Annotated in this window: 27 protein-coding genes; 9 read left to right on the plus strand and 18 right to left on the minus strand. The window is 48.5% G+C overall.

Features of this window, described 5'->3' with window-relative positions:
- Positions 1-14: 14 nt before the first annotated feature.
- Positions 15-179 carry a hypothetical protein gene (locus QN395_RS17785; RefSeq protein WP_322118399.1) on the minus strand — a complete coding sequence of 55 codons (165 nt, stop codon included), beginning with the start codon at positions 177-179 and terminating at the stop codon, positions 15-17.
- Entirely contained in the window at positions 179-628 is a 450-nt protein-coding gene (locus tag QN395_RS17790; protein ID WP_322118398.1) for a CBS domain-containing protein, read from the minus strand. The genes QN395_RS17785 and QN395_RS17790 overlap by 1 nt, the downstream gene beginning before the upstream one ends.
- Before the next feature lie 275 nt (positions 629-903).
- On the opposite strand from QN395_RS17790, the gene QN395_RS17795 reads away from it, so the two are divergent.
- The 5 genes from QN395_RS17795 to QN395_RS17815 all read left to right on the plus strand — a co-directional run bounded on the left by QN395_RS17795 (position 904) and on the right by QN395_RS17815 (position 5,238).
- Positions 904-2,214 carry an O-acetylhomoserine aminocarboxypropyltransferase gene (locus tag QN395_RS17795; RefSeq protein WP_322118397.1) on the plus strand — a complete coding sequence of 437 codons (1,311 nt, stop codon included), beginning with the start codon at positions 904-906 and terminating at the stop codon, positions 2,212-2,214.
- Between the two features lies 1 nt (position 2,215).
- Positions 2,216-3,022: an alpha/beta hydrolase gene (locus QN395_RS17800; RefSeq protein WP_322118396.1), complete on the plus strand. Its 807-nt coding sequence runs from the start codon at positions 2,216-2,218 to the stop codon at positions 3,020-3,022.
- A 98-nt stretch (positions 3,023-3,120) separates the two neighbouring features.
- Complete coding sequence (locus tag QN395_RS17805; RefSeq protein WP_322118395.1) at positions 3,121-3,732, plus strand: LysE family translocator; 612 nt, start codon at positions 3,121-3,123, stop codon at positions 3,730-3,732.
- A gap of 44 nt (positions 3,733-3,776) precedes the next feature.
- The gene (locus QN395_RS17810; protein WP_322118394.1) at positions 3,777-4,889 is read left to right on the plus strand and encodes an FUSC family protein; all 1,113 of its coding nucleotides are present in this window, start codon (positions 3,777-3,779) and stop codon (positions 4,887-4,889) included.
- A gap of 34 nt (positions 4,890-4,923) precedes the next feature.
- A complete protein-coding gene (locus QN395_RS17815; protein ID WP_322118393.1) occupies positions 4,924-5,238 on the plus strand; it encodes a DUF962 domain-containing protein in 315 nt (104 codons plus the stop codon).
- Positions 5,239-5,362: 124 nt separating this feature from the next.
- On the opposite strand, the gene QN395_RS17820 is transcribed toward QN395_RS17815, so the two are convergent.
- The 12 genes from QN395_RS17820 to QN395_RS17875 form a co-directional block, all read right to left on the minus strand.
- Positions 5,363-5,818: a hypothetical protein gene (locus QN395_RS17820; RefSeq protein ID WP_323492476.1), complete on the minus strand. Its 456-nt coding sequence runs from the start codon at positions 5,816-5,818 to the stop codon at positions 5,363-5,365.
- Positions 5,819-5,890: 72 nt separating this feature from the next.
- Positions 5,891-6,334 carry a GNAT family N-acetyltransferase gene (locus QN395_RS17825; RefSeq protein WP_322121559.1) on the minus strand — a complete coding sequence of 148 codons (444 nt, stop codon included), beginning with the start codon at positions 6,332-6,334 and terminating at the stop codon, positions 5,891-5,893.
- A 179-nt stretch (positions 6,335-6,513) separates the two neighbouring features.
- Entirely contained in the window at positions 6,514-6,963 is a 450-nt protein-coding gene (locus QN395_RS17830) for a thioesterase family protein (protein WP_322118391.1), read from the minus strand.
- Position 6,964: 1 nt separating this feature from the next.
- Positions 6,965-7,861 carry an alpha/beta hydrolase gene (locus tag QN395_RS17835; protein ID WP_322118390.1) on the minus strand — a complete coding sequence of 299 codons (897 nt, stop codon included), beginning with the start codon at positions 7,859-7,861 and terminating at the stop codon, positions 6,965-6,967.
- Between the two features lie 272 nt (positions 7,862-8,133).
- Positions 8,134-9,036: an SDR family oxidoreductase gene (locus QN395_RS17840; protein WP_322118389.1), complete on the minus strand. Its 903-nt coding sequence runs from the start codon at positions 9,034-9,036 to the stop codon at positions 8,134-8,136.
- Between the two features lie 74 nt (positions 9,037-9,110).
- A complete protein-coding gene (locus QN395_RS17845; RefSeq protein ID WP_322118388.1) occupies positions 9,111-10,046 on the minus strand; it encodes a glutathione S-transferase family protein in 936 nt (311 codons plus the stop codon).
- Positions 10,047-10,181: 135 nt separating this feature from the next.
- On the minus strand, positions 10,182-11,183 hold the full coding sequence (locus QN395_RS17850) for an NADP-dependent oxidoreductase (RefSeq protein ID WP_322118387.1): 1,002 nt from the start codon (positions 11,181-11,183) through the stop codon (positions 10,182-10,184).
- A 7-nt stretch (positions 11,184-11,190) separates the two neighbouring features.
- The gene (locus tag QN395_RS17855) at positions 11,191-12,453 is read right to left on the minus strand and encodes a serine hydrolase (protein ID WP_322121558.1); all 1,263 of its coding nucleotides are present in this window, start codon (positions 12,451-12,453) and stop codon (positions 11,191-11,193) included.
- 496 nt (positions 12,454-12,949) lie between these two features.
- Entirely contained in the window at positions 12,950-13,480 is a 531-nt protein-coding gene (locus tag QN395_RS17860; RefSeq protein ID WP_322118386.1) for a PaaI family thioesterase, read from the minus strand.
- Between the two features lie 180 nt (positions 13,481-13,660).
- Positions 13,661-14,452, minus strand: a complete 792-nt coding sequence (locus QN395_RS17865) for an SDR family oxidoreductase (protein WP_322118385.1) — start codon at positions 14,450-14,452, stop codon at positions 13,661-13,663.
- A 44-nt stretch (positions 14,453-14,496) separates the two neighbouring features.
- Complete coding sequence (locus QN395_RS17870; RefSeq protein WP_322118384.1) at positions 14,497-16,314, minus strand: acyl-CoA dehydrogenase; 1,818 nt, start codon at positions 16,312-16,314, stop codon at positions 14,497-14,499.
- A gap of 247 nt (positions 16,315-16,561) precedes the next feature.
- A complete protein-coding gene (locus QN395_RS17875) occupies positions 16,562-17,740 on the minus strand; it encodes an acetyl-CoA C-acyltransferase (RefSeq protein ID WP_322118383.1) in 1,179 nt (392 codons plus the stop codon).
- Positions 17,741-18,245: 505 nt separating this feature from the next.
- On the opposite strand from QN395_RS17875, the gene QN395_RS17880 reads away from it, so the two are divergent.
- Positions 18,246-19,931, plus strand: a complete 1,686-nt coding sequence (locus QN395_RS17880) for an MFS transporter (RefSeq protein WP_322118382.1) — start codon at positions 18,246-18,248, stop codon at positions 19,929-19,931.
- A gap of 236 nt (positions 19,932-20,167) precedes the next feature.
- Here the strand turns inward: QN395_RS17880 and ldcA are convergent, their stop codons facing one another.
- The 4 genes from ldcA to queE form a co-directional block, all read right to left on the minus strand.
- Positions 20,168-21,109 carry a muramoyltetrapeptide carboxypeptidase gene (gene ldcA / locus QN395_RS17885; RefSeq protein WP_322118381.1) on the minus strand — a complete coding sequence of 314 codons (942 nt, stop codon included), beginning with the start codon at positions 21,107-21,109 and terminating at the stop codon, positions 20,168-20,170.
- A gap of 329 nt (positions 21,110-21,438) precedes the next feature.
- Positions 21,439-21,951, minus strand: coding sequence for a tRNA adenosine(34) deaminase TadA (gene tadA / locus QN395_RS17890; RefSeq protein ID WP_322118380.1), 513 nt, complete (start codon positions 21,949-21,951; stop codon positions 21,439-21,441).
- Between the two features lie 27 nt (positions 21,952-21,978).
- A complete protein-coding gene (queD, locus tag QN395_RS17895) occupies positions 21,979-22,422 on the minus strand; it encodes a 6-carboxytetrahydropterin synthase QueD (protein WP_322118379.1) in 444 nt (147 codons plus the stop codon).
- 37 nt (positions 22,423-22,459) lie between these two features.
- Positions 22,460-23,095, minus strand: coding sequence for a 7-carboxy-7-deazaguanine synthase (queE, locus tag QN395_RS17900; RefSeq protein ID WP_322118378.1), 636 nt, complete (start codon positions 23,093-23,095; stop codon positions 22,460-22,462).
- Positions 23,096-23,601: 506 nt separating this feature from the next.
- Between queE and QN395_RS17905 the strand changes: the two genes are divergently transcribed.
- From QN395_RS17905 to QN395_RS17915, 3 genes are all read left to right on the plus strand, one after another.
- The gene (locus tag QN395_RS17905) at positions 23,602-24,438 is read left to right on the plus strand and encodes a type IV toxin-antitoxin system AbiEi family antitoxin domain-containing protein (RefSeq protein ID WP_323492475.1); all 837 of its coding nucleotides are present in this window, start codon (positions 23,602-23,604) and stop codon (positions 24,436-24,438) included.
- Positions 24,439-24,589: 151 nt separating this feature from the next.
- Positions 24,590-25,186: a DUF6088 family protein gene (locus tag QN395_RS17910; protein ID WP_323492474.1), complete on the plus strand. Its 597-nt coding sequence runs from the start codon at positions 24,590-24,592 to the stop codon at positions 25,184-25,186.
- The coding region (locus QN395_RS17915; RefSeq protein ID WP_323492473.1) for a nucleotidyl transferase AbiEii/AbiGii toxin family protein at positions 25,179-25,830 on the plus strand (652 nt) is incomplete at its 3' end. The genes QN395_RS17910 and QN395_RS17915, both read left to right, overlap by 8 nt.

Consider the following 25,830-nt stretch of genomic DNA (forward strand, 5'->3'; position numbering starts at 1 on the left):
CTGCAGGCGTCGTTTTATTCTGTACGGGTATTAAAAAATTGCGACAAACTGAGCAAGGCTTGAACTGGGGGAGTGACGAAAAATTGCCCCTGCAACGCACGTCGGCGGCGGCAATGCAAAAAGTACTGCACCGCCAAATCACGCCGCAAAGGCGGTTTTGCGTCGATCCGCAAAGTCATTATTCTTCCTGCTGTTCTACTGGCCAATCACGGATATACGCTTTCAGCATTTTGTTCTCAAAACTTTGCGCTTCGAGCACTGCTCTTGCCACGTCGTAGAAGGAAATAATACCTAGCAGTGTTTTCGCATTCATCACTGGCAGGTAGCGGGAATGTTTTTCCAGCATCATACGGCGTACTTCATTGACCTCGGTATCTGGAGTGACAGTCAATGGATGATCATCCATATATTTGCGCACAGTGCCGTTACCTAAGGAGCCGTTATTGGCATGGATCGCACGGATCACTTCGCGGAAAGTAAGGATGCCGGACAAATCGCCGTATTCCATCACCACCAGCGAACCAATATCCTTTTCTTCCATCACACTGACCGCTTCTGAAATCGGAGTATCGGGAGTAATGGTGTAAAGAATATTGCCTTTTACCTGAAGAATTTCTGAGACTTTCATACCGCTCTCCTCTTTGTCATCAGTTGACATTGACTGATGTTTAATTTTTTGTGCCAACGAACGCAAGATTGGTCAACACATTTGATGTTGTATGTTCAATGTATCGCAAGCATCGCAAAAAATCCAGCACAGATGCCAACTAATTTGCACGAAGGCATAACAATTTCAAGTAAACCGCCTCATTTTCATAGCAGAACAGGGGCGCAAGCGCATCCCAAACATCGGTGTTTCGATGGTAGCATTAGCACACTAAAAATCAGGAGAACAACAACATCATGAGCGGTCCAAAATACCACGGCTTTGACACTCTTTCCCTGCACGCTGGCGCGGCACCAGACCCGGTAACCGGCGCACGTGCAACGCCAATTTATCTGACATCCTCGTTTGTCTTTAAAGATTCTGACCATGCGGCATCCTTATTCAATATGGAACGCGCTGGTCATGTTTACTCCCGTATCTCTAACCCGACCAATGCCGTGCTAGAAGAACGTATTGCCGCATTGGAAGGTGGTGTCGCTGGGATTGCGGTTGCCAGCGGCCAGGCCGCCATGCATTTAGGCCTCGCAACGATTGCCGGCGCAGGCTCTCACGTAGTAGCCTCACGCGCCCTGTACGGTGGTTCGCAAAACTTGCTGGCTTACACCATGAAGCGCTTTGGCATAGAGACGACCTTTGTTGACCCTCGCAATCTGGATGCATGGCGTGCGGCTATCCGCCCTAATACTAAAGTGCTGTTTGCAGAAACCTTGGGCAATCCCGGCCTGGATGTCTTGAATATTGCGGCGGTCGCAGAAATCGCTCACAGCCATTATTTGCCATTGATGCTGGACTCCACCTTCACGACGCCTTATCTACTGCGCCCATTTGATCATGGCGCTGATCTGGTATTCCATTCGGCAACCAAGTTCTTATGTGGTCACGGTACGGCGATCGGAGGCCTACTGGTCGATGGCGGTACATTCGACTGGCAACAAGCGTATGAAAAAACCGGACATTTTGCCGAGCTGTGTGAGCCTTATGATGGTTTTCACGGCATGGTGTTTTCAGAAGAATCCACCGTCGCAGCCTTCTCATTACGCGCACGGCGCGAGGGTTTGCGTGACTTTGGTGCCAGCATGAGCCCACACAATGCCTTCGCTATTCTGCAGGGAATAGAAACGCTGGGACTACGCATGGACAGGCATGTTGCTAACACCCGCAAAGTAGTCGAATTTTTAGTCGCCCATCCAGCCGTCGAATCAGTCTCGTATCCAGAACTGGAATCTCATCCTGATTATGAACTGGCTAAAACCTTGCTACCCAAAGGTTGTGGTGCTGTATTTTCTTTCAGTATTAAAGGCAACCGCGCCGCTGGTCAGCGTTTTGTCGAATCTTTAAATTTATTCTCGCACCTCGCGAATGTCGGTGATGCAAAATCACTGGTGATTCATCCCGCGTCAACGACGCACTTCCGCGTCCCGGCAGAACAATTGCTTGCCTCCGGTATTACCGAAGGCACCATGCGTTTATCGATAGGATTAGAGAATGTCGATGATTTGATTGAAGACTTGGCGCGTGGCTTAAAAGCTGCTCAGAAAGGAGCCTGAGATGCTACTCACCGTTCATGACCACATCGCATTCTGCTACACAGGCGGCAAACAATTCAATCCAGGGCAAGCAACCGTTGTCTTCCTCCATGGCGCACAAAACGACCATTCAGTATGGGCATTACAAACTCGTTACATCGCTCATCACGGCTTTAATGTTCTGGCAGTGGATTTGCCTGGACATGGCCGCAGCAAAGGTGCGGCGCTGACGACAGTCGAACAAATGGCAGATTGGCTGATCGCCTTGTTAGATGCCGCTGGCGGGCAGAAGGCAATGCTGGTTGGTCACAGCATGGGGTCTCTGATTGCCTTGGAAACCAGTGCGCGCGCACCAGAAAAAGTCAGCAAATTAGCCCTCATCGGTACTGCCTATCCGATGAAGGTATCAGACACCTTACTCAATGCTGCACGCGACGAGGAGCAGACCGCCATCGATATGGTGAATATCTGGTCCCATACCTCCATCGCGCATAAACCATCTTGCCCTGGGCCGGGATTTTATGTCATGGGCGGCAGCCAGCGTCTGATGCAACGTATTTCTAAGATCAATCCTGATAAAGTCTTTTATACCGATTTTTCAGCATGCAATGCCTATGCTAACGGTGAGCAGGCGGCGCAGGCGGTTAGCTGTCCAACCCTATTTGTTTTAGGAAAAAAAGACATGATGACGCCGCCCAAAGCGGCAGCCACGCTGCGCACTGCGATCCCGCACAGCAAAACGACATTGATAGAAAATTGCGGACACTCGCTGATGGCAGAACGAGGCGACGCAGTGCTTACAGCCTTGTTTGATTTTATAAAATCGTAAGTACGAGTACGTTGTGCATTCCCTGCCCGCGGCAGTTAGGAGAGAATGCAAGACCTGCTTAAATCACATCATTTTGCCAAATAGAGAAAAAGCATTGCATGAATAACTGGCTATTATTTGCTGCAACTGAAGCAGCGCTTTCATTATCACCAGGTCCCGCCGTGATGATGGTCGTTGCCTACGGCATCGCACGCGGATGGCGTATTTCGCTGTTCGTCACTTTGGGGATTTTGACCGGGAATGCCGTTTACTTTGCCATCTCTGCGACAGGGATAGGATCGCTCCTTTTGGCCTCTCCCAAGATCTTTATGGCGATCAAATATGCAGGTGCAGCATATCTGGTGTACTTGGGCTTATCCGCTATTTTTGGCAGACCATCCCCGATCACCTTGAGCAAATTAGATAGCAAACCACAGAGCGGCAAACGGATCTTCAGCACCGCAGTGATGCTGCAAATGACGAATCCTAAAGCCCTGCTAGGATTTGTCGCGATTCTGCCGCAGTTTATTGATCCACAAAAACCCATCATCCCACAAATGAGTATCCTTGCTGCATGCTCCATCATTCCAGAATTTTTTATTCTATTGGGCTACGGCATGCTGGCAAACAAAGCTAGCCATTTAGCAACGCAACCCAAGTACAGTGTGATTACAGAAAGAATTGCCGGTAGTCTGGTGTTGGCCGCCGGCGTATTGGTAGCCCTAGTTTAAACCGTCAACTAGATCAATCTGCTTTAGTTGGAGCACGATACGACATGCAAAACGATAACGCGATGCATCGAATATGGCAGGTCATTCTGACTGAGGTCAGACAATTACTGGTCTGGAATACGCCTAGCAGATCTTGGCATATCGCCTTAATCGTTTCCTTGTGTATGGGAATTCCCGTATTTGCTGGCGCCTATTTTGGTAAGCAAGATTTCGGCATTCTGGTTGGTATGGGAACGCTGGTGATTTTATACTTGCCTAAGACGTCTATTGCGCACCGCATGCTGACGCTAGTCGCATGTTCATTCGGTTTTTCGGTCTGTTTTACCTTAGGCTTATGCGCCAGCTTTGATCCCTATGTATCAGTCGCGGTGATGACGCTCACCGTTCTGCTGATCGACGTCATTTGTCGCTATTATTCTTTGCCTCCACCCGCCAGCTTCTTTTTTATCCTGATGATCGCAGTCGGAAGCACCATGCCGTTTAACCTTGCTGGGATACCAATGCGGGTAGGACTGATTTCGATCGGTGGCATGCTGGCTTGCTTAATCGCTTTGATCTATTCTTTGGCCATCGCAAACAAACCCATCAAACTCTCACCAGTGCCGCCGGTAGACCGCGACATCTTTGCGATCCTGCTCGAATCCTTGGTTATTGCCAGCTTCGTCGGCGGATCGTTTTTACTCTCACGCCTGCTGCATTTAAATAATCCCTATTGGGTACCGGTATCCTGTGCGGCGATTATGCAAGGTGCTACCTTCCGCTTGATCTGGCATAAGAAAGTCCATCGCATTATAGGTACCGCATTGGGTATGGGGCTGACATCCATTATTTTTTCATTGCCATTAAACGTCTGGACCTATGCACTGGCCATCACGGTATTACAATTTATCGTTGAAATGCTGATCGTCAGAAATTACGGCGTTGCCGTGATTTTTATTACCCCACTGACTATGTTATTTGCAGAAGGTGCCTCTGTCAGAGTGCCTCCCGATTCGTTGGTACTGACACGCTTGTTCGATATTATTTTGGGTAGTCTGATCGGCGTCGCCGGAGGATGGGTATTGCATCATCCTAAAATTTTGACCTATGTTGCTGGTAAGGTGAAATCAAAAACACAGACGACAATACAAGTCAAAACCGACAAAGACCTAGAATAAAGAAACGTACGTAAAACAATCTAAGGAGACCATCATGAGTCAAAAATACAGCAGTTTCGCCGAATTTTATCCCCTCTATTTAAGTGAACATCGCAACCGCCACTGTCGCCAACTTCACTTTATTGGATCAACCCTAGTGTTGCTCTGTGTGGCAATGTTTATTGGTACCGGCGCCGGAGTATGGTTAATCGCCGCACCTTTATGTGGTTATGGCTTCGCCTGGGTCGGTCATTTTGGTTTTGAGAAAAATAAGCCGGCCTCATTCAAACAACCGCTATATTCGTTCATGGGCGACTGGGTGATGTACTGGCAGCTGTGGACTGGGAAGATTGGGTTTCAGGCAGGTTGAATCAAGAGATTTTCATATAACGTAGCACCTGATAATAAAGGTGAACAAGTTCAATGTTTTGCCTATCCACTTATACCCCATTGGAAACATTTCAAAATGAAGTTATTGAGAAAAGAGTCTATTTTCAATAACGAATTGGGTGTACATCGATTTTCCTAAATTGCCTTAATGCAACTATTACGCCAGCAATTATGGAAAATAAGAGCGGAACAATAATCGTCAAAGCTAACTCTTCGTTTGGATTGCGGGTTGTTACGAATTTTGGGTCGCCAGGCAGATAAATCACAAGTAATTTTCCGTTTACTCCAAGGTCTGCGCATCCGTCGCCTGTCCCATCTAAATTTCTTCCCGCAATGGAATAACGAAAATAACAACGCTGGTGATTTTCAGGCTGTATCTGAGTAATCGTTGCTTCAATCTTTTGACCTTTCTCCGACATCTCATACCATCCCAGCCAACCGGGACCGGAAAGATTCAACATAACAGAAAAAAAAGTAAACGCGAAGAGCGCAGCAGCACTGCCGACTTGTAATGGTTTCACAAAATTATTTGCGCCTTCATTTAAAAAAACAACATACATATGGCTTTTGTAATATCAACTTTTTAGTCGAGTTCTCATCATCAGGTTATCTGGTAAATGAATCAGTTCAGCTCAAAACTCATGTGACATACTGATATGCGGAATCCCTGCCTCTTCAAACACATCACCCTCACGGCTGTAGCCATTGCGGGCATAAAACGGTTCTGCTGAGGTCTGTGCATTGAGTTTGACTGCTTTGTCGCCGCGGTTTCGGGCTTGTTGCATCAAGCTTTGTAGTATCGCTGCGCCGACACCCAGACCGCGGGCGGCACTTCTGACCGCCATGCGTCCGATATGACCATCTGGCAGCAATCGCCCTGTGCCAACGGCTGTACCTTGTGCGTCATAGGCGACGGCATGCAAGCATTGCGCATCCATCTCGTCCCACTCCAATTCGACAGGGATATTCTGCTCGATGACGAAGACGTCATAGCGAATTGCCTGTGCTTCTTTTTGTAGTTCTGCCCAAGAACCCAAGGTGACGCGCACTGCGTCTTTATCTGCTGTTGTAGTCATCATATTGTTTAGGGATGGATATCTAAGATTTTGTCATTATCATACGACAATGAGGATAGAGTTGAACATGAAGTTCAGCGAATATCAAGCCTGTCATTCTGCGCTTGCAGCAGAAATGTAGTGGCACTGATTTTTCAACTAGAGAACGGACTCCTGCCGATATCAGCGGATCAATCAATTCAGACTTTAGCCTGATTCGTCTCTGGCTTACAAATTTCCAGTTTGGAAATGATCGCACGCCATTGCTCGGGTACGGCAACTCCTTTGCGCACGGCAGTGTCAGCATAGACGTAGAACAACTCACCAGAAATCAGATGCTGATCGCCGATGTATATCTCTAGCACAAAGCGCAGGGATGAATTGCCGATTGCTGCGCAGCGTACGCCAATCTCCAGCACATCATCAAATCTGGCGGGCGCCATATATTCGACAGTGGCTTTGCGGGCGAACAGCTCTTTGCCCTGCTCCGCTTGCACCGTGACATTAGGCAAATTGGTAGCACGCCAGTATTCAGTAAAAGCGACGTCAAAATACGTCAGGTAGTGGCCATTGAAAACGATGCCTTGCATGTCGACTTCTGACCAGCGTACCCGCAGCGAATGAAAAAAAGTAAAATCAGTACGTGCCATTTTATTGCTCTAAAAATCCACGGATCAATTGATTAATACGCGCAGGCTGTTCATGGATAACCCAATGACTACCTTCTGGTATGCGCACGACTTCTAAATCGTCGATAAAGTTCTCTAGCCCATCGAGCAGAGTTTTTGGCAGAGCCTTATCGGTCTCGCCCCAGATCACGCGGGTCGGCACTTTGATTTTGAAGTCGTCAGGATTGAGTTGCAGTTGTAATGGTCCTTTATTGCTGTCTGTCGGTGGGTGCAAAGGCGAGGCGCGATAATAATTGACGCCGCCAGTCAAGCCACGTGACCAGCACTCGTGATATTTGGCGCGAGTCTCTGCATCAAACCAGCCCGTATTGGCTTGCCCCATTCCGTTAAAGAATCCTTCCATCAAAGCAAAATCATCTTTGGCGAGCGCTTTCTCTGAACCTTCCGCCCGCAACCAGTTCATGTATTCGCTTGCCGATTTTTGGGAAGGATCCGAACTGAGCGCCTGCATAAACAAGTACGGATGTGGTGAGTTAATGATAATCAACTTGTGCAGCAACTCCGGGAAGGAGATTGCCAGATTCCAGCAGATCGCACCGCCCCAATCGTGGGCGATGATCACGACTTTTTCGTAGCCAAGATGCGCAACTAATAAGCGCAAATCCTCCACAATGTGACGTGCTTTGTAGGCAGACAAATCAGCTGGCATATCCGATAAATTAAAACCCCGCAGATCCGGTGCGACGGCAAAATAATCCTGACCAAACTCGGCCAGCTGAGCCGACCACTCGTACCAGAATTCCGGAAATCCATGGACAAAAAGCAGCAAAGGCTTACCTGCTTCACCGGCACTGGCGTAATGCAGACGAGTACCGTTAGACAGTGATGCAAATTGATTTGATTGTATGACTGCACTCATAATTTCACCACCATAAAATTGATTGGATATTTGGGCATTAAAACTAATAATTACACATACTCCCCCGTGATCATTATAAAAACCAACTCATTGTCCAGATAATATATAGACGATTTATAATTACTAGGAAGGAGTATATTGATTATCCATTGTGCTTATCTCGTGTTTGCGTTGTTTTACTTACGACTTAAGCTGCGCATTTTGTATCCCATCCGTCTGGCATTGAACTTGATTACCGTGCCAGACTTCAGGTCAACTATCGGGAACTGCTATCAGGCGGACTTCAGCTTTGCGCGCAGCATATCGCGGATGTGCGGCACTGCCTTATATGGGTCGCTTGGATTGCGTTGCGTAATAATATCCTCCATACGCTCTTGTACATTCCCTAGCGCAGCTGGATGGGAGTAGATGTAGAACTGTCCATCGCTGATCGCCTTGAAGGTTTTTTCCGCAACTTCTGCCGCAGTCACTTTTCCTGACGAGACCGCTTTATCCGACATCGCTTGCGAGGCTTTTTGGCTTGCTGTCGGTGCTGATGCTTGTACGTCGTCGGGACGATTACGTTGCGACTGGCTGATGCCGGTTGGAACAAAATAAGGACATAAGACGGATGCGCCTATCGGTGCTTCGACTAGGCTTAAATCCTGGAACAAGGTTTCGGACAAGGACACGACGGCATGCTTGGAAACGTTGTACACGCCCATCGTCGGCGCGTTGAGCAAACCTGCCATGGACGCTGTGTTGACAATGTGACCTTCATAATCAAGGTCGGTCTTTGCGCATTCCAGCATCAGCGGTGTGAAGATACGCACGCCATGGATCACGCCCCATAAATTGACGCCCAATACCCATTCCCAGTCGGCTTGGGTGTTTTCCCAGATCAGCCCACCAGAACCGACACCAGCATTATTGAAGACTAAATGCACGGCGCCAAATTTTGCCATCGTGGCATCGGCCAAAGCCTGCACTTCTGCCGCATGGCGCACATCACAACGCATTGTCAGGACTTGGGCATCCATTGCCTCTAGCTCGGCTTGGACTTTATCTAATGCGTCTTGTTGCACGTCGGCCAATACCAACTTCATACCGAGCTTGGCACCGATCAGCGCAAATTCACGGCCAAATCCGCTACCACCACCAGTGATAACGGCTACTTTATTTTGAAAATTTTTCATGGGTGTCTCCAGCTATTTTTATGGAAAAAACGATTAATGCAAAAGGATCAATTAAGACTTGGTTTGCTCAAAGCTCAAGCCGGTATTACGCGTTTCATTTGGAAACCTACACGTGGAAAATGCACAGTCACGTTACCAGCGCGTTCATCATGGCGTTGCACAGCGAGCTCATTGGCGCTACATATCACCAACTCGCCCTGCACCGGGTCCAGTGCGTAATCGTTAGGCATGATGGTGACTTGCTCACCCAACGCAATGCCGTGGATATCAATAAAACTGGCTGTGACAGCAGCTGGCGTTGATGTACTGGCGAGTTCAATGGCTTCGGTACTGCGCATTTTTTCAGATTGACCGTGACCGAAGCCAGCGATTTTATCCATCCACGAAAGAATCAGAGGATGCGCATCCAGAATCCCTGCCACTGCGGGAACACGCCGGATAAACCACAAAGCGTGATACACAGAAAAATCAACGATACTCGCCTGATCACCGAGTAAATACGCTTGACCACCCGCCAACATAGCGTCCAAGCGACGCAGATACTCTTGCAATTGTCCGGTCGCCTCTGGCAGAGACATACGCGGTGCATTGGCGCGCATCGCTGCACGGTCAGCACCAAACGCCTTCATCTGTTCTGGCGTGACATCACCCAGGATGCCACTCATCGCAGCCGGCTGAAATGTGTAGGCAATCGCAGTCCAGAATAAGGTCGTATCCGCCCAATGTGCCAGCGTTTTAGACAAGCCAGCAATCGCTTCTGGATAAAGTGACGGCGTTGGTGCGAGAGTTTCCAACACATCAGCAATCAAGGCGGTATCACAATAAATATCTGCGCCGATTTGCATGATCGGCGTACGGCGATAACCGCCAGTCAACGCGACCACATCGGGCTTTGGCATGATGGACGGAATCATCACTGACTTCCAGTTCAGATTTTTAAATCCGAAAATCAGACGTATTTTTTCTGAAAACGGTGACACTGGATAGTGATGAAAAATAATATCGGACATGAACACCTCTTTTTGCGGCTATTGGAATTGGCTTTTCAAATCAAATTGCACAACAGTAGCTCTAACAATTTTCTGTGTTTTCTGCCTCTCCGCTTATGTGAGAGGCAGAAAAATTGATTAAATCCGTTAGACCCGTTACACCAACTTCACCAACTGCTTACCAAAGTTTTTACCTTTGAGCAAACCAATAAATGCCTCTGGTGCGCCAGCCAAATCTGGTGCAATCGATTCACGGAATTTGAGTTTGCCGGTAGCAACCAGCGTGCCCAGTTCTTTCAAGCCTTGTGGCCACATGTCAATATGTTCTGACACGATGAAGCCGCGTAAAGTGACACGCATGGTCAAGAATACCCGCGCGTTACGGATAGAAATTGCTTCACCGTTGTACCCGGCGATCATGCCACATAGGGCAACACGACCAAATTGATTCATGCGTGCCAGACTAGCGTCGAATACTTCACCGCCGACGTTTTCGAACACGCCGTCAATACCATCTGGCGTCGCTGCTGCGAGGTCGGCTTCTAAGTTACCGGCTTTGTAATCGATGCAGGCGTCAAAGCCTAATTCGTTGACAACATAAGCGCACTTTTCTGCGCCACCGGCGATACCGACGACACGGCAGCCCATTTGTTTAGCTAACTGGCCGACCACACTACCGACCGCGCCGCTGGCTGCGGAGACTACGACCGTCTCACCTTTTTTAGGATGAATGATTTGTGTTAGACCGTACCAGGCGGTCATCCCTGGCATACCGACAGAGCCGAGATACGCCGACAACGGAATATGCGTCGTATCGACTTTGCGCAACATGATGCCGTCGGATACGCCCATCTCTGCCCAGCCCAACATGCCAACGACTTTATCGCCGACGGCAAACTGAGGATTTTTACTCGCGACGATCTCGCCCACGGTGCCACCGATCATGGTCTCGCCAATGGCTTGTGGGACCGCGTAGCTTTTCGACTCTTCCATGCGACCACGCATATACGGATCGAGTGACATAAAGTGATTGCGGATCAAGACTTCTCCGTCTTTGATCTCTGGAACAGGGACTGTCTCCAGACGAAAGTTATCTGGCTGAACTTCCCCTTTTGGACGGGATGCGAGGACTATACGTTGATAAGTTGTTGTGCTCATGTTGATCTCATTTCATTAATTGGTTAGCGACTGCCTGAAAAGCGCGATAAGTGATGGGGTCACTTGCGCCATTGGCAGCGATGGGGTGAGAAGAAAATTTAACGATGACCATTTCGGCCACCGGATCAATGTAAATACGTTGACCATGAATACCGCGTGCTTCAAAGGTTTTGTGACTGTTATGACCTATCCACCACATATTGCGATACGAATAACCGGGGATAGTGGCGTAACCAGCTTTAGCAAATTTGGCCTGATCACCACCTTTGCGAATATCATCGATGGCAGCTTTAGGAATAATTTGCTGTCCGTTAAACTTGCCGTCCAAACGCATCATCTCGCCAAACCGTGCCATATCGCGCAAGCCAAGATTGAGACCACCACCGCCCTGCTCGGTACCAATGCTATCGACTGCAAAATAGGCGTCATTTTCTACCCCTAATTTTTGCCAGATACGTTCAGACAATAAATCCGCCAGCGATTTGCCGCTGGCACGCTTGATGATCCATGCCAGCACTTCTGCATTTACTGTTTTATAGGCGAAGGCATCGTCGTGTTGACCTTCTTTTTTCAGCTTAACCAGAAAATCATAAAAGGTTCTGGGACCATCATACGTTGGTGCTGTCGGCAACAAACCACCGGCTCTGGCGTAATCCCAAATCTCGGCTTTCGGATCGGCATAATTCTCAGAATATTGCACACCAATCGTCATATCCATGACTTGGCGCACTGTAGCATCGCCATAAGCGGACTCTTTTAATTCAGGCAGATATTTGGTCACCAGCGCAGTAGAATCCAGGCTACCTTCAACCGACATTGCTGCAGCCAAAGTACCAACAAAAGACTTGGTCACGGACATAGCGATATGCGGCAACTGCGGTTTGCTGATACCAAAGTATTTCTCATACACGATACGACCTTTGTGCATGACCAAAACGCTGTCGGTATAGGTATTGTTGAGCATATCGGCCCAGGTCGCATTGGCGCCCTTGTCATCAACAAAAGAGACTTTATCCAGATCGACCAATGCTTGCGGCAAGGGGGACGCAGCCAGCGTGCCATGCCAGACGTTTGCTGTTGGACCTAACTCACGCCCATGCGAAAACGACCAACGGGTGCGGGGAAACTGGTAGTTACTGCCGTTACTAAATTTAACGACTTTGTCTGGCGCGGGTGGGAAACCTTGCATCCAGCCTAGCGTTTTTGGATCGGTGCTGGCTGGATCAGGTAAAGCCGTTTGTGCGATTGCGGTATTGATTGCTGTTGTCATGAGTCCGCCAATGAGTAACTTCGCCGCGATTGTAAAGCCCGATGCGATTGATGATTTCTGACGCGTTCTTTGTATTCTTTTTGTTGTGGGCATGCTGTCTCCTGTTTCCATTCTGTGTTTTTACTGTTGGATTTATTAGGACCTGCTGACACTTAATTTGCTTATACCTTTGGTCTGACTTTGGTTGAACTTTGGTTGAACTTTGGTAAAGTTAATCGAGAAAATATAAGATCAATATAAAGGGGAAATTCACATACTCCCCCCGATTTTATTAAAATATGGCTTATCGTCCAATGATTATATGGACGAATAAAAATACCCCACCTCAGTATATTTATAATTCACCAACTTAAACATCTGCATCCGAATAACTATTGCGCGTCAAATCAGCGATTAACTCCCTCTTCTCCCGCTGGCAGGAGATGAGTTTTACCAATGTAGATTGACTCGCTAACCAGATATTTTTAAAAACTAAATCACTCACTCATTCACTCAGTCAGTCGCTGCCATAGAGCTTCTTCATATTTTCACCCGATTTCAAGCGGCGTAAGTATTTAAACGTACCCATTGCCTTTGCCACCAATTTGTCGCCGTTCCAGATTTCGCCTTCGCAGAAACACATGGTCGTTGACCGATGAAAAGCATGACCTCGCGCTTCGATATGGCCGCCAGTAATCCCGCCCGGTTGCAGAAAAGTCGTTTTCATCTCAACCGTGACTACGCCTTTTAAATCTTCGCACAAGGATCGTCCGGCCATTGCCATCACCACATCCAGCATGGTCATGAGTACACCGCCGTGGACGATTTGCCAGCTGTTCATATGGCGCTCGGTTAAATCTAAAGTGAGTTTGGCGTTACCCCCGTCCATCTCTAAAAATTCAACTCCAAGATCATGCAGGAAGGGATTGAGTGCAGAAGTAGGCTGCGGGATCGGAACACCATTGCTGGCAGATTCATCCTGAACCTGTGTCACGGTATGTGAATGACCTTCTGCAATTTTTTTCGACTCAGTAGTAGACAAGCTCATGCTGATCTCCGGTTATATTGTCGGGACTTAGCACAGTCACAGTGCAGCCCTCTGAGCATTTCTAAAAATGAATTATCAGAATGCAGAATACAAAACACAGCAATAAATGGAGCGACTGTGTTTGGATTGTGAACTGCATTCAATAGTCGGTTTTCAGACTCAGTTTTCAAATTGCGTGCATTAAACCGCAGAGACTCCACCATCGACTGCCAAGGTTTGACCAGTGATATGTTTACCTGCATCAGAGGCAAACAATAAGGCAACGCCTTTTAAATCTTCATCGTCACCAATACGTTGTAATGGAGCTTCTTTGGAGAGTTTTTCCTCTCCCAGATTTTCCAGAATTCCTTTCGTCATTTTGGACGGAAAAAATCCCGGTGCGACGGCATTCACAGTAATGCCATGTACGCCCCATTCACCAGCCAGAGTGCGAGTGAAATTGATGACTGCCGCTTTGGACGTATTGTAGGCAATCGTCTGCATGGTGCCGGGTCCGTTGCCCGCCAAACCAGCAATAGAGGCGACATTGATAATGCGACCGTATTTGCGAGGAATCATCGAGCGCTTGCCGACTTCTTGCGACAACAAAAAGATACTGCGGATGTTGAGGTTCATCACCTTATCCCATGCCTCAACCGGATAATCTTCTGCCGGAGCGCCCCAGGTTGCGCCAGCATTATTGATGAGGATATCAATATGACCAAGGCGCGCCAATGCCTCATCGACCAGCGGTTTTACGGTACCGTCTTTGCCCAGATCAGCAGCAATCGCGCTGGCGTCTATGCCTTTGCTTTTCAGATGCGCGACCGCCTCGTCCAGATCCGATTGTTTGCGTGAAGACAGCACCAGTTTGGCACCCTGCTCGCCCAATGCCTCTGCCATTTGTAAACCTAATCCACGAGAGCCGCCAGTGATTAAGGCGGTTTTACCTTTGAGGTCGAATAATTGTTGTGAGGTGCGTACTGTTTTCATCTTTGTCTCCGATTATTTTTAATCTATTTTTGAGCTAATATTTTTTAAAACCAGGCGTCTTGCATATCTAAAGTCGTCGTATCCAGACTCGCCAGTAAATCTAATTGTTGATGGACTTTTGGTAGTTCCCACTGATAAAAATATTTACAAGCTTGCAGTTTTCCTGCGTAGAAATTAGCGTCGTGATGGGTTTCTTTTCCAACCGACAACAGCGCTTGCTCTAACCATACCCAGGCGACGACGGTATGACCAAATGCCTCCAGATAAAGGGACGCATTTGCCAGTGTTTTATTCAAATCACCGGCAGCATATAACTGCTGTGTGACCATCGCAATGCGACGTAAAGCCAGCGACAAGGGTTGGGCATAGTCAGATAACTCCGGATGACCGGCTGCACGAGTGATTGTCGCTTGCATCTCCGCACCGAGTGCTTGTAATGCAGCGCCGTCTTGCATGACAACTTTACGTCCCAATAAATCCAGACCTTGTATGCCGTGCGTACCCTCATGAATCGGATTTAAGCGGTTGTCGCGATAGAACTGCTCCACGTTGTATTCACGCGTATAACCATATCCGCCGTGGATTTGAATCGCCAGATTATTCGCTTCCAGGCACCATTGTGAGGGCCAGGACTTAGCGATAGGCGTCAAGATATCCAGTAACAATAAGGCGTTGGCGCGTGCCGCTGGATTTGTCGCACTGCGTTCCTCATCTACCAGACGAGCGCAATATAAATTCAGTGCAAGCCCACCTTCGACATACGCTTTTTGCGCCAGCAACATCCGTTTGACATCGGTATGTTGAATGATAGGCAGTTGCGCCGTAGCAGGATCTTTGGCTTGCGGATTGCGCCCTTGCGGACGGTTTCGTGCATAGTCCAGTGAATGCAGATAGCCAGTATAACCAAGCATAACTGCACCCAGACCAACACCAATACGCGCCTCATTCATCATGTGGAACATATTAGCGAGACCTTTATGCAAGGTACCGACCAGATAGCCGATTGCGCCTGCTTTGCCTTCCGGCTTGAACTTACCTTCGCCAAAATTGAGCAAGCAATTGGTGGTGCCGCGATAGCCCATTTTATGGTTTAAGCCAGCCAGCACAACGTCATTGCGCTCACCTAATGAACCGTCTGCATTGACGAGTTTTTTAGGGACGATAAAAAGAGAAATCCCTTTAACACCTGGAATCAGTTTGCCGTTCTCATCTGGCACTTTGGCGAGTACTAGATGGATAATATTTTCCGATAATTCATGCTCGCCAGCAGAGATCCACATCTTATTACCGGTCAGGCGATAACTACCATCGGCCTGAGGTTCTGCGCGAGTGACTATATCGGACAAACTGGACCCTGCCTGCGGCTCTGACAAACACATCGTGCCAAAGAAGCGGCCTTCCAACATCGGTTTGGCGAACAGCTCAATTTGCTCTGGTGTACCGCATTTCATCAAGGTATTGGCATTGCCAATCGTCAGAAATGGATAAGACGAAGTACCAACGTTGGCACCTTTAAAGTAGGCAAAACCTGCCTTCTCGACTACGCAGGGTAATTGCATGCCGCCCAGTTCAAAATCTTGTCCCGCAGCCATCAAACCCGCTTCGCAAAACGCGTTGAGCGCCGTCTTTACCTCTGGGATGATGTGTACGACTTCACCATCAAAATGCGGCTCGTTCTGATCGTTCTTTTTATTATGCGGGGCGAATAACTCAGTGGCGATTTGCTCGCAGGTATCGAGCGCAGCATTGAAGGTTTCTCGGGTGTGGTCAGCAAAACGCTCGCGCTGATTTAAGGATTCGACATTCAGCCATTCATACAGCAAAAAATCGAGGTCGCGGCGGGGGATGATTTTTGATTGCATAGCGGATCGGATATCAGATGTTGGACGTTGGCAGGACGACGGATCGTCCTTTTAAAAAAAGCAAGACAGATTACTCCCGTCTTACTCGTCTTTATTTTTTAGGACTTACGCAAAAACGCCCCGGCTGCGTTGTAGCTCCTAGCTGTACTAAAGTACTATCTTCGTCGCTACGCCTTGCCGGGACAATTTTGCGTAGGTTCTATTTTTATACCGTGAAAGGTAGTAAAGCTAATCAGTCGCTCAGCAATTACACCACTTCAAACAAGCCAGCCGCGCCTTGACCGCCACCGATACACATGGTTACCACAACAAATTTTGCGCCACGGCGTTTACCTTCGATCAAAGCATGCCCAGTCAAACGTGCACCGGATACGCCATAAGGATGGCCTACCGCAATCGCACCACCGTTGACATTGAGTTTATCCATTGGAATACCAAGCTTGTCTGCACAATACAAAACTTGCACGGCAAAGGCTTCGTTCAATTCCCACAAGCCGATATCTTCTACTTTGAGACCCGCTTTTTTCAGTAATTTTGGAATCGCATAGACCGGACCAATACCCATTTCATCTGGCTCACAACCTGCGATGGCGAACCCACGGAAAATACCCAATGGTTGCAGACCTTTGGCTTCTGCTAATTTGCTGTTCATCAAAATCGCGACGGAGGCACCATCAGAAAATTGACTTGCGTTACCGGCAGAGATAACGCCGCCTGGCAACGCGGAACGGATTTTAGATACCGCTTCCAGCGTTGTATCTGCACGAATACCTTCATCAGAAGAGATCGTGACTTCTTTGCTGACCAACATACCAGTGGCTTTGTCAGCCACACCCATGATGGTCGTCATCGGAACGATTTCTGCATTAAATAAACCAGCGGCTTGTGCAGCGGCGGCACGCAATTGACTTTGCACACCGTATTCATCCTGGCGATCACGGCCGATGTTGTAACGCTTGGCGACGGTTTCTGCTGTCTGCAGCATTGGCCAGTAAACTTCTGGCTTGTGCTCTTTCAACCAGGTTTCAACGATCATGTGTTTATTAGCTTCGTTCTGTACGCAAGAAATTGACTCAACGCCGCCAGCAGCATAAACATCGCCCTCACCGGCAATAATACGCTGGGCTGCCAGAGCGATGGTTTGCAAGCCAGAGGAACAAAAACGATTGACTGTCATACCGGCAGTCGTGACCGGGCAACCACCGCGCAATGCGATCTGGCGGGCGATATTGCTGCCAGTTGCGCCTTCCGGTGTGGCGCATCCCATGATGACGTCTTCCACCTCGCCAGCTTCAATCTTAGCGCGTTCAATCGCAGCACTGAGGACATGACCGCCCATCGTGGCGCCATGCGTCATATTGAAAGCACCTTTCCAGGATTTTGCTAGGCCGGTACGTGCGGTGGATACGATAACTGCATCAGTCATGTGAGTCTCCTATTTAGGTAATTTTTTTAATTTGGGTAAATCGATCATTGCTACAAACTGGACATACTTAATATTCTGGACGCTTCTGCCAACTTTAAAACCGATTTAAAAACTGACTTTAAGAGTGATTTTACAATCGATAACGGGACATTATTATGCGCCCGATTGTTAGTCAATTTCGGTACCAGGCCAGGTACAAAAGCATCACGCAAAAATAACTGAATATGAGAATAGCATATTTTTAGTACGACCGTTCGCAAAAATTTTAACTTATTTTGAGCAGGTAAAACCACACAAATTCACCTTATAAACTGGTGAATACAAATTCATCCCTGTCGTCCTCGTCGTCCACATCGCCCTTCTTCGTAAGGTTCTGTAAGTTTCAAGAAAGCATGCCGTAAGTTTCAGACTGCACACTCAACCACGCTAAAAGTAAGCTTTACAAATTTTCTATTCCGTAAAGCTAGTTTTTGCTTACAACTTTAAAATAAAACAGGAGACAAGCATGGCGACAGGACCAGTAGCGTCAGGCAGTATGACGGCTGAAGAGCGTAAAGTAATTTTCGCGTCTTCCCTCGGTACTGTATTTGAATGGTACGACTTTTATCTGTATGGCTCACTCGCAGCCATCATTGCAAAACAGTTCTTTGCAGGCACCGATCCCAATACGGCATTTATTTTTGCTTTGCTGGCTTTCGCGGCTGGCTTTATCGTTCGACCTTTTGGCGCACTGGTGTTTGGCCGCTTGGGCGATATGATTGGTCGTAAATATACCTTCTTGGTCACGATCCTGATCATGGGTGGCTCAACCTTCGTCGTTGGTCTGCTACCAAATTACGCTTCAATAGGTATGGCCGCTCCGATCATCTTGGTAACTTTACGAATCTTGCAAGGTCTGGCACTCGGCGGTGAATACGGCGGCGCGGCAACCTATGTGGCAGAACATGCGCCGCATGGCAAGCGCGGTGCATTCACTGCCTGGATCCAAACCACAGCAACAATGGGGTTGTTCTTATCCTTGTTAGTAATTCTGGGCACTCGCACTGCCATAGGTGAGGATGCGTTTGCTGCCTGGGGCTGGCGCATTCCGTTTTTGGTATCCGTCATCTTACTGGGTGTTTCAGTCTGGATTCGCTTATCCATGAATGAGTCACCTGCTTTTGCCAAAATGAAAGCAGAAGGTAAGACCTCTAAAGCGCCTTTGACAGAAGCATTTGGCCAATGGAAAAACATGAAAATTGTTATTCTTGCTTTGGTTGGATTGACTATGGGACAGGCAGTAGTCTGGTACACAGGCCAATTCTATGCTTTGTTCTTTCTGACGCAAACTTTGAAAATTGATGGCGCAACGGCAAACATATTAATCGCTGCGTCCTTGTTGCTTGCCACACCATTCTTCCTCATTTTTGGATCACTCTCTGACAAAATTGGACGCAAACCTATTATCTTAGGTGGCTGTCTGATTGCTGCTTTGACTTATTTCCCAATATTTGGTGGTTTGACTCACTACGGCAATCCAGCATTAGAAAAAGCATTGCAAAATTCACCTGTTACAGTATATGCCGATCCCGCATCTTGCCAATTTCAGTTCAACTTAACTGGTCAGACTAAATTTATCTCTTCATGCGATATCGCGAAGCAAGTGCTTTCCACTAGTTCAGTAAACTACGCGAACGTCGCAGCACCTGCTGGTAGCCTGGCAGTGATTAGATTAGGTGACAAAGAAGTTCCATCGTTTAATGCTGTGCTGACTCCCGATGGACGTAATTTTGACGCCGACAGTAAAAAGAAAGAAGCCGAGTTCAAGAAAGCTGTTGCAGAAGCAATCAAAGTTGCAGGCTATCCAGCTAAAGCTGATCCGATCCCTTTTGCTTCGGGCAATTGGTGGATGATTCTTGGCCTTCTTTTCATACTAGTTCTATATGTGACGATGGTATATGGCCCGATTGCTGCAATGCTGGTAGAGATGTTCCCTACCCGTATTCGTTACACATCGATGTCATTGCCTTACCACATTGGTAACGGCTGGTTTGGCGGTTTATTGCCGACCACCGCATTTGCGCTGGTAGCTTATAAAGGTGATATTTACTACGGTCTGTGGTACCCGATCATCTTCGCTTTAATCACATTCGTAATCGGCGTCTTGTTTGTAAAAGAAACAAAAGATAACGATATTTACGCAGGGGATTAAAAAGCCTTTTGCTTAAAGAAAAAGCCGTCAATCATTTGACGGCTTTTTTATTGTCTTAGCGCACTAACACTTCTCTCTCTTTTATTTGTTGCGTCTTTAAATTTTCGCTATTAAGAAATTGAAAGGATCAATATACTCCCCTATATTTTCTCCAAATATCGCTGCTAGCCCATAATTTACCTAGACGATTAAAATATACTTACATGCAGTATCTACAATCAAAGCGAAAGTCAATGCTAAAACTCATAGTGCATCTCAAGTCTGACCTTGCCCCGCTGGCACAATAGACTGGCCTGGCTGCCAATCACTAACGACGCTTTGTCTTTGATATGACCAAACGGCAATCCCGTGATGATGGGCACCTTTACGGTTTCGCGCAGAAATTGAATCATCTGTTCAAAGTTGTAGCCATTGTCATGCGCGGCTAATTTGTATCCAGAAAAATCGCCAAATACAATCGCAGATTGCTGTTCCAATACACCAGCAAAATGCAGTTGCAACATCATGCGTTCTACCCGATAAGGATGCTCTGCGATATCTTCTACGAATAAAATACCATTGTCGATTTTGGGGAAATACGGCGTACCGGCCAGATGCGTCAGCATTGCTAAATTTCCACCCCACAGCGTCCCTGCCACATCACATTCTGGCGAAGCGTTGGTATCAAACTCAACATGATGATGCGTATTTTTGATGCAATTAAAAAAGCTCTGTAGAGTAAACTCACTCAGATCTTCACGACTAAAATCATCACACAACATCGGGCCAGAAATACTCGCTTGATGACCTTGCGATAGCAAAGCCAGATGCAGCGCATTGAAATCGCTATAGCCAACAAAGCATTTTCCGCTAGAGACTAATTTTTTATAATCCAGATGTGGCAGCAGACGCGATAAGCCGTAACTGCCACGCAAGGCCATGATGATATCGACATCAGGATTGTCAGCCGCGTCATGCAATTGCGCTGCGCGTTGACTATCAGTGCCACCAAAACGCTGGAATTTTTTATCTGGCTGATAGTAGTTATAAACCTCAAATCCGCGATCTCGTAGGACTTGCAAGCCACGCACTACGCCTGGCTCATCATTCGCACAACCACTGGCAGCGACAATAGCAATGCCTGGTTTGCGTGAATCTTGCTTGGAGTCCGAATTGTTTTTGCGAGTAAAAATAGTCATATGCGATAAATCTGCCGGTCTGACGATCAGTTGATGGGAATTAGAGTTGACGTTGAAATTCTAATCAAAATTCTGGTTGGGATATAGCATAAAGTTCTGATCGGATGCAGAGCAAACATTAGAGTTTCAACCAGTTTTAGAGGCGATCTACCGATCCATTTTCGGGCAATAAACATCACAACAAATATCCTATACTCCCCACCATTTATAGAAAATATGCCCTAATGCGCAATGATTATATGGACGATCGATATATACTTACCACAAGTATATTTATTCACATCACATTTCACCTAAGCAATTCACTGAACTAATCTTAGTCCTCGATCTTAAGCATCAATCACAGGCGTTTTCTTCTGAGCGGCTCTTCGGCTGGCAAAAAAATCTTTGAGTAAGTTACTGCAATTGTCTGCCATTAGCCCGCCAGTAACGCTGGTATGGTGATTGAGTTTTTCTTGCTCGAACAAATTCAGTACCGAGCCGCAAGCACCGGTTTTTAGATCGCTAGCACCAAAAATGACTCGCGCCAAGCGTGCATGCATCATGGCACCAGCGCACATGACGCAGGGCTCTAAGGTGACATAGAGCTCGCAACCTGGCAGCCGATAATTACCCAAAATCTGGGCACCAGCGCGTAAAGCCATGATTTCTGCATGTGCGGTCGGATCGTGTTTGCCGATTGGATGGTTGTAACCGACAGAGATGACTTCACCGTCTTTGACCAATACGGCACCAACTGGCACTTCGCCCAAATCCCAGGCAACTTGCGCCTGAATTAATGCGAGTTGCATAAAATCAGTGTCACTGCTTGCTTGCGCGCTGGCAGTTAGGATCGAGGTCACGAGAAATGAGCAGTGTGTGAATTTGGCTTAGCCGTCAATCTCGGCCCAGCAATTGGGTGTTTCGTAGAGCGTTACTTTGGTGAGCGATAAAGTACGTCCGTAACGATCATGATAGACATCTTTGAGGATGTCGAAAGCGATTTTCGCCAGATTTTCTACCGTCGGGACGCGATCAATGACCACAGTTTTGTGATTGGGCATACTTTCCAAAAACTGTCTGACAACGGTATCTTTTTCGTACACGATAAATGCGTGATCCCAGAGATCGACCAAATATTGATTTGCCAGCGCTTTAATGTCGCTAAAATCCATAATCATGCCATTGTCGGACTCACCATCTTTTTCCACCACTTCACCGGTCAATGTGATGAGCAAAGTGTAGCGATGCCCGTGCAAATTACGGCATTGACTGTTGTGATCAGGAATCCGATGTCCGGTATCGAATTCGACTTTTCTTGTGATGGTGAGCATGTAAGGCCTAAACTAAGATAACTGAAGATGACAAAAATTACGGTATTTGAAGAAGTTTGTGGGTTTGTAAACTGAGCTTCCAATGCGGATGTTGCTTGCAGAATTCGACAGCGATTTTCAAATTCTTGGCTTGTTGCGGGCCGTCCATCGCTTGCACAAAGTAATGCTGAAAATCTAATGCTGCATATGCCTGCATATTTTGTCCCAGTTGCGGGATCACGACTTTGAGTTCATTGCCTTTGCGTACCAGCAGTTCAGCACCCATTTTAGGGCTGACACAAATCCAGTCGACGCCTTCCGGGACTGGCAGTGTGCCATTGGTTTCAATCGCGATTTCAAAACCAACTGCATGCATGGCGGTGATTAATTCAGTATCTAACTGCAATAAAGGCTCGCCGCCTGTGAAAACGACATATTTGTTTGCGGCATAGTCTTGCGGCCATAGGTTATTGATCGTCGCTGCCAGCTCTGGCGCCTGTTTAAACTTGCCGCCGCGCTCGCCATCGGTTCCGACAAAATCGGTGTCACAAAACTGGCAAATCGCCGTTGCCCGGTCTTCTTCTCTGCCCGTCCACAAATTGCAACCGGCAAAACGACAAAAAACCGCAGGGCGACCAGCATGATTGCCTTCGCCCTGTAGCGTATAAAAAATTTCTTTGATGCTGTAAGTCACAAAACTACTCGCTCACTTTTATTCAGTTATTCCCACTCAATTGTTTCCAAGGCCTGCAAACCCGCATGAATACAGGCTTTCTCTGTATGGGACATCTAATTTACCGTCATATTTACCGTCAAAAAACAAGCGCTTTGACTGGCGCGGGAGATGCACTCGGTTTGTGCGGCGACTACTCTTCCACATCAATCATCAACTATCGAGGGGGTCTGGAAGCCCATCGAAGCCACTGCGTCCTACGTTTTTCCTCTCAAGGAACAAGTATAAAGCAACGATTTCTCATGACCAAACGCTATACATCGAGAGTGTTCCAAACCATGAAATCCAAGGTCAACGGCACGCCTGCACCAACAACTCACTCTTGGTGCGTCCCATGGCGACTTTCGCCATTGAATTTTTATCATTACATTTTACGCTGAATTCGTTTCCCGTGGGGAGACAAGCTTGCCGCCAGATATCGTAAATGTTATATTTATTGCGCATTCCGTTTCTTTTAGAGGCGCAAATTGAGCACAAAATATCACTTGCAAACAAAGACGCTAGGCCCACGGGCAGCGCAACTCCTCATTGAGCTGAATGAACTGCGCCGGTCTACGTTCACTTTGGCGGATGTGGGTTCGATCACCGGCCTGTCGGCTGCGGCGGCCCGAAATCTCGTGCACAAGGCTAAACAGCGAGGCTTGGTGACGCGACTGAAGCCCGGTTTGTACAACCTCGTCCCCTTCGAACTCGGCCGGGCCACTGAGCACATCGACAGCCCGTACCTGATCGCGCGTGAACTCGCCGGTGCCGCGCCCTACTTCCTGTCGCACGGCACAGCGCTTGAACTGCACCGCATGGTGACGCAGCCGAACTTCACTGTGTACGTGTCATGTACGCGGCGCGTGCGTCCGCAGACGGTCGGCGGCTATGACTTTCGGTTTATCCACATCACTGAGGAACAAGAATTCGGGGTCATTAAGCACTGGATCGACAAGGAACGCTTCGTGATGATCAGCGACATGGAGCGCACGATCGTTGACGGGCTCCGACACCCGGCATTTGTCGGCGGCATTACCGAAGTCGCCAAGGGCTTGTGGATGAAGCGGGACGTACTGCAAGTCGAGCGGCTGGTGGATTACGCGCGACGCCTCGGCATCGGCGCCGTCGTGCGCCGCCTCGGCTATCTGCTGGAACACTATGGCCTGGCCGATGCGTCGACGCTGGAATCATTGCGCGGCATGCTGACAGCAACGTACCAGCGCCTTGATCCACTGCTCCCCACCGAGGGGGCATTTTTCTCACGTTGGCGGCTCCAGCTTAATGTGACTCCCGAAGAGCTCGATGCCGTGAGGCTGGGCTAATGATTCCAAAATACAACATTTCCCTGATTTCGAACAAGCGGTGAGCACTGGAAGGCGGCGCAATCCTTCGTCCGACTTTACCTTCCCGAGCTTTGGGACTTGAAAAGTGTCAGAAATAGCCTCATACTTCTTCCAGTCAGGAGATATCGCCATGCAGACCCTCGCCAAACAAATCTTGGAACACGCCACCGGAGCGCCGGAGGGTACGCCTTTGGTCGCCAAAGAACTATTGCACCTGGGTAGTCGCGCAGCCGTGGATCAAGTATTGTCCCGTTTGGTGCAGCGCGGCACCCTATTGCGCGCCGGTCGCGGCATCTATGTCCTGCCCGTCGAAAGCCGCTTCGGCACCCGCGCGCCGTCGGCCGTCAAGATGGTCGAAGGCTTGGCAAACCAGCGTGGGGAAACCATCGTGTCGCACGGTGCCGCCGCCGCCAACGCGCTAGGTTTGACCACGCAGGTCCCGATGCGAGCGGTCTATCTCACGTCCGGCCCCAGCCGCCGCCTGAAATTGGGCGCTCAGATGATTGAGTTCCGACACGCGCCAATTTGGCAACTGATTTTTCCTGGGCGAGCTGCGGGCGAGGTGGTGCGGGCACTGGCTTGGCTAGGCCCGGAAAAAGCTGGGGAAGCGATCCAGAAGCTGCGCGCCAAACTGCCACCGTCCGAACTAAAAGAAGTCGCTTCGGCGCGGTCGCGCCTGCCGACATGGATGGCCCAAGAAATCAGCGCCCTGGTGGCCTATGGCTGAATTCTTCCAGCTATCCACCGCCGAACGCCTGGAGGCGCTCGACCTCGCAGCGAACACATCGGGCCTGCTGCCCCATCTGCTGGAAAAAGACATCTGGGTAGTCTGGTCGCTGCGGCACCTCTTTGCCGGCCCTTACGCTGACCACTTGGTATTCAAGGGTGGCACGTCCTTGTCGAAGGCCTATGGCGTCATCCGGCGCTTCTCCGAAGACGTGGATCTGACTTACGACATCCGCGCCATCGCCGCCGATCTGGTGGGTGACGCGGATGCGCCACTGCCAACCAGCAAGAGCCAGGAGAAGAAATGGAGCAAGGAGATTCGTGCGCGTCTGTCGGACTGGGTCGGCGCCGAGATCGTGCCACGTCTCAAGCGCGATCTTGAACAAGATGACCTACCGGCAACCGTGCGGGCCGAGGACGACAAAGTGTTCATTGACTACGCGCCGCTGGCCACCGGCACCGGCTATGTCGCGCCCGCCGTCATGTTGGAGTTCGGTGCCCGCTCAACCGGTGAGCCCAGCGAAGCACGCGCTATCCGATGCGATGCGGCCGCATATTTGCAAGGGGTTGTCAAACAGCGTTCAATATTTACCACCTGTCAGCGTCCAAATTTTTCCATTTTATCGGCTTGTTCAGAACGATTTT

Origin of the sequence: Undibacterium sp. RTI2.2 (assembly GCF_035018705.1) — a bacterium.
Classification (GTDB): domain Bacteria; phylum Pseudomonadota; class Gammaproteobacteria; order Burkholderiales; family Burkholderiaceae_D; genus Undibacterium.